This is a genomic window from Arthrobacter sp. Dra40, from assembly GCF_059091905.1.
The window spans coordinates 1-4617 of record NZ_JBNHHB010000318.1; the positions used below are offsets into that span (position 1 = coordinate 1).

The window sequence follows — 4617 nt, forward strand, 5'->3', positions numbered from 1 at the left end:
GCGCCCCCGCCGTCGTTCGCAGCAGGCAATCAGCGCGAGCGCTGGCGCAGCCGCTGGATGTCCAGGATGACCACCGCGCGTGCTTCCAGGCGCAGCCAGCCGCGCTGGACGAACTCGGCCAGCGCCTTGTTCACGGTTTCGCGGGAAGCGCCCACCAGCTGGGCCAGCTCTTCCTGGGTCAGTTCGTGTGCCACCAGGATGCCGTCCGTGGCGGGGCGGCCGAAACGATCGGCCAGGTCCAGCAAGGCCTTGGCAACACGGCCGGGAACGTCGGAGAAGACCAGATCGGCCAGCGAGTCATTGGTCCGGCGGAGGCGGCGGGCCAAGGCCTGCAGCAACTGCGCCGAGACCTCGGGACGGGTCTCCAGCAGGCCGCGCAGGTTCTCGTTCTTCAGTCCGGCCAAACGGGTCTCGGAAACAGCCGTTGCGGAGGTGCTGCGCGGGCTCGGATCGAAGAGCGCCATCTCGCCGAAAAGCTCGCCCGGGCCAAGGATGGCCACCAGGTTCTCCCGGCCGTCCGCGGCGGTGCGGCCCAGCTTGATCTTGCCGGAGACGATGAAGTACAGCTGGTCGCCCTGGTCACCTTCGCGGAACACCGATGCGCCGCGGGACAGATCGACCTCGGTCAGCTCGTCTGTCAGCGCGGCGAAAACGTCGTCGTCAAGAGTGGCAAAAAGAGGTGCGCGGCGAAGGATCTCTACGTCCATGAATTCTCCAATTTCGTACTGTACGGCTGTCGGTCAAGCTGCTCTCCCGTGGGGGCACTGTCCTCCATTTTGCCGCACGTTGAGCGGTTGTGACATCTTCCACAAGGCTTTTCGCTCCCAGAGAAGGGGAAAAGCGGCGGCATCGAGAGCCGGACACGGGCTACCGGAGGTGACAACTACCGACGGGCCTTAAAAATTCCCGCAGGCGGACCGATTAGACTGAGGATCACCCCACCGCGACGGAGAATGCGTGATTTTCGGCCTGACCATCCTGGACATCGTCCTGCTGCTCATCCTCTTGGCGTACCTGGTTTCCGGCCTGCGCAAGGGCTTCCTGGTCACGCTTGGCGGCATCGCCGGCATCGCGATGGGAGGCGTTGCGGCTTTCTTCGCCATCCCGCTGGTTAGCCAATGGGCCCCGGACAGTTCCTGGCGGCTGACGGCAGCCATTGCCGTGGCGGTGCTGCTGGTGGTGCTGGGGCATGCACTGGGAACAGGCATCGGGGCGGCGGTCCGTCGACGGATGGACTTCCCACCGCTGCGGCCGCTGGACCGCCTGCTGGGCGGCCTCATGAACCTGGCCGTGACCGCACTGGTCATGTCGATGCTTGCGTTCAGTCTGGGCACCATGGGCGTGCCGTTCATCTCGCAACAGATCGCGGCGTCCAAGGTCATCGCCTCCATTGACAACCTGACGCCCAAGCCAGTGAAGGCTTGGGCGGCACAGGTTCGCTCGATCGTGGTGGCCGACGGGATCCCCAAGGTTCTTGACCCGCAGGCGCCGAAGCAGCCGGCGCAGCTTCCCAATGACAGCACCGATACGCCGGCGCTAAACCAAGCAGCGGCCTCGGTGCTGCGGATCGCGGGAACGGCCTTCCAATGCGGGCAGAACCAGACCGGCTCCGGTTTTGCTGTGGCGCCGGACCGCGTGCTGACGAACGCCCACGTGGTGGCCGGCGTCAACGAACCGGTGGTGGAGATTCCGGACGGACGGGTGCTGCCCGGGAGGGTGGTCTTCTTCGACCCGGTGCGCGATCTGGCCGTGCTGGCGGTAGACGGGCTGAACGTCCGGCCGCTGCCGTTGGGAAAGGAACTGTCAGCCGGAGACTTCGCGGCGTTCCAGGGCTATCCGGCCGGTGGGCCGTTCCAGAGCTATCCCGCCACCGTGCAGGGCCGTTCGCAGGTGCTGGTGCAGAACATCTACGGCGCGGACCCGTCCTCGCTCGAGGTTTACACGCTGGCGGCGGACGTGCAGCAGGGGAATTCCGGCGGGCCGCTGCTGGATAGCGGCGGAAACGTCGCGGGGGTGGTGTTCGCCAAGTCGACCCAAAACGTGCCCGTGGGCTACGCGCTGACGCTGGATGAGGTTCAGCCGGTCGTGGAGGGCGCGCCCGGTTATCAGGAGACCATCTCCGCCGGCCAGTGCGTGACGCGCTAGCTTCTCACCGCGCGAGCCAGTCAAGCCGCTGTCCGTGCGGGCCGGTGACCGCTGCCGGTCGGCCGTTCTGGGACAACAGGAACCGCCCGCGCAAGGTCGGGTCGTCCAAGCCGGGGACGCCCGAGTGATCGTCCGGCAGCGGCATGACGCCGGGCCCTTCGTTCGCCAGCCAATGCACCCCCTGCTCACGGATCAGCTTCTGAATGATGGTCCGGAAGCGCAGCCGGTCCGGTTCGGCCAGATAGGCCAGCACCGCAGAATGGAGAACGACGACGGCCGCCTCCCGGGGAGCCTGCGCTACCAGAGTGGGCAGATGTTCGTTGAGATCGCCGGCCACAAGGTGCGGCGGATCACGGCGGACCACCTCAATGGCCTGCCGCAACCGTCGGACCCGGAAGTCCTGCCCCGGCCAGATCAGGGCCTCGAGCCAGTTGACGTCGCCAGGGTCGGTGATGTCCAGCGGATTGAGGTCAATTCCGGCGCGCCAGCAGACGCGGGGCAGCGACTGCGGCAGCGGTGGTCGCCCGGAGGTGGAGCATTCGAGCACCGGGGGCTCCGGCGCGAAACCACAGGCAGGGGCAGGTGCCGCCCGGTCCGCCGCGGTCCTGTCCGCTTCGGCCCCGCCGGAAGGTGATGGGCCGGGTGAGAGGATCGGACCGCCGTCGTACTGGTAGCGGTACTGGTCGGGATACAGCACCAACCCGGCCGAGGCACCTACTTCAATCAGCGCCAGCGGCTTTCCTTCAGAGGCGGCAATGGCGGCCAAGGACGGCAGGAAGACGGCGCAGCGGCCGGGTTCGTTGGTCTGGGTGGAACGGGCCAGCGCCACCTCCCGGACCGCACCCCAGTGCGCCAACAGGAAGGTGCGGAAGCCGGCGTAGTCCGTGTTTCCGGCGCCGAGTGATCGGGCTGCGGCCAAGACCAGGTTGGGTTGGCGCTTCGCCGCGGGCAGCGCGCCAATCAACGCCAGGACCGCTGGGTCCTCGCTGATGCCCACGGCCCATTCGACGTACACCGCTGACTGGCCGGCAGCCTCGTGGAGACCGAAGTTCCGGTACCAGCCGGTGAGATCCACTCGCTGTCCGCCCATGATCCCGCGGCTGACCTGCTACAGGACCTCGGCGAGGTATTCGACCGCCAGCCGGTAGCCGGCGATGCCCGCGCCCGCGATGACGGCGTCGGCAACGCCGGAGATGTAGGAGTGGTGGCGGAACTGCTCGCGCCGGTGGATGTTGGTGATGTGCACTTCGACCAGGGGCAGGGCCACGCCGGAGAGCGCGTCGCGCAGTGCCACGGAGGTGTGGCTGTAGCCGCCGGGGTTGATAATGATGGCGTCCGCCGTTCCGCGGGCGGCGTGTACCGCGTCGATGAGGGCACCTTCGTGGTTCGACTGGACGCATTCAACGCTCCAGCCGCGGGCTTTCGCAGCGTCGGCCGCCAGCTGTTCCACATCGGCCAGGGTTGCGGTGCCGTAGACCTGGGGTTCGCGGGTGCCCAGTAAATTCAGGTTCGGGCCGTTGAGTACCAGCAGGTGGCGGGATCCGGAGGAGTCTGCAGTCATACCCTTACTATGCCTCACGCGTTGAACGGGGGACTTTTCCTGGTTCGCACCGTGCCGGCACGGTGCGAAAGGCCGGGGGTTTCCCGCCACGAGGTGCAGCGGGCAGCCCCCGGCCAGTCGGCCGGTCGCCTGGCCGGTCAGGCCTTCAGCGAGGTTGCGATCTGCTGCATGACGGTGTTGTCGGCCAGCGTGGTGGCGTCACCGACTTCGCGTCCTTCGGCCACGTCCTTCAGCAGCCGGCGCATGATCTTGCCGGAGCGGGTCTTGGGCAGTTCCGGCACCACCAGGATGGTGCGCGGCTTGGCGATGGGCCCGATTTCCTTGCCCACATGCGCCCGTAGCGTGACGACGATGTCGTCGTTTGATCCGTGCTGCGTGGCTGCTTCGCCGCGGAGGATAACGAACGCGACGACAGCTTCGCCGGTGGTTTCGTCCTTGGCGCCGACGACGGCCGCTTCGGCGACGGCGGGGTGGGAGACCAGCGCCGATTCGATCTCGGTGGTGGAGAGCCGGTGGCCCGAGACGTTCATGACGTCGTCCACCCGGCCGAGCAGCCAGATGTCGCCGTCGTCGTCCTTCTTGGCGCCGTCGCCGGCGAAATACATGTTGTCGAACCGGGACCAGTAGGTCTCCTTGAACCGCTCCGGGTCGCCCCAGATGCCGCGCAGCATGGCCGGCCAGGGCTCGCGGATCACCAGGTAGCCGCCGTGCCCGTCCGGGACGGAGGCGCCGAGTTCGTCCACGACGTCGACGGCGATGCCCGGCACGGCGACCTGCGCGGAACCGGGTTTGGCGGCGGTGATTCCGGGTAGCGGGGCGATCATGTGCGCCCCGGTTTCGGTCTGCCACCAGGTGTCCACGACGGGTGCCTGGTCGCCGCCGATCACCCGCCGATACCACATCCAGGCTTC

5 protein-coding genes are annotated in these 4617 nt (G+C 67.5%); 1 reads left to right on the forward strand and 4 read right to left on the reverse strand.

The window, feature by feature from the left end; all coding sequences use genetic code 11:
• Window positions 1-29: 29 nt before the first annotated feature.
• A complete protein-coding gene (locus AC5RWT_RS34760) occupies window positions 30-707 on the reverse strand; it encodes a Crp/Fnr family transcriptional regulator (protein ID WP_493966729.1) in 678 nt (225 codons plus the stop codon).
• Between the two features lie 253 nt (window positions 708-960).
• On the opposite strand from AC5RWT_RS34760, the gene AC5RWT_RS34765 reads away from it, so the two are divergent.
• Window positions 961-2145 (forward strand): MarP family serine protease, encoded by a 1185-nt coding sequence (locus tag AC5RWT_RS34765; RefSeq protein ID WP_494084202.1) that lies wholly within the window; start codon window positions 961-963, stop codon window positions 2143-2145.
• A gap of 4 nt (window positions 2146-2149) precedes the next feature.
• On the opposite strand, the gene AC5RWT_RS34770 is transcribed toward AC5RWT_RS34765, so the two are convergent.
• The 3 genes from AC5RWT_RS34770 to AC5RWT_RS34780 all read right to left on the reverse strand — a co-directional run.
• Complete coding sequence (locus AC5RWT_RS34770) at window positions 2150-3235, reverse strand: DUF2332 domain-containing protein (protein WP_494084199.1); 1086 nt, start codon at window positions 3233-3235, stop codon at window positions 2150-2152.
• An 18-nt stretch (window positions 3236-3253) separates the two neighbouring features.
• Complete coding sequence (aroQ, locus tag AC5RWT_RS34775; protein WP_494084200.1) at window positions 3254-3706, reverse strand: type II 3-dehydroquinate dehydratase; 453 nt, start codon at window positions 3704-3706, stop codon at window positions 3254-3256.
• Between the two features lie 137 nt (window positions 3707-3843).
• Window positions 3844-4617: AMP-binding enzyme (locus tag AC5RWT_RS34780; protein ID WP_494084201.1), on the reverse strand; the 774-nt coding region annotated here is incomplete at its 5' end.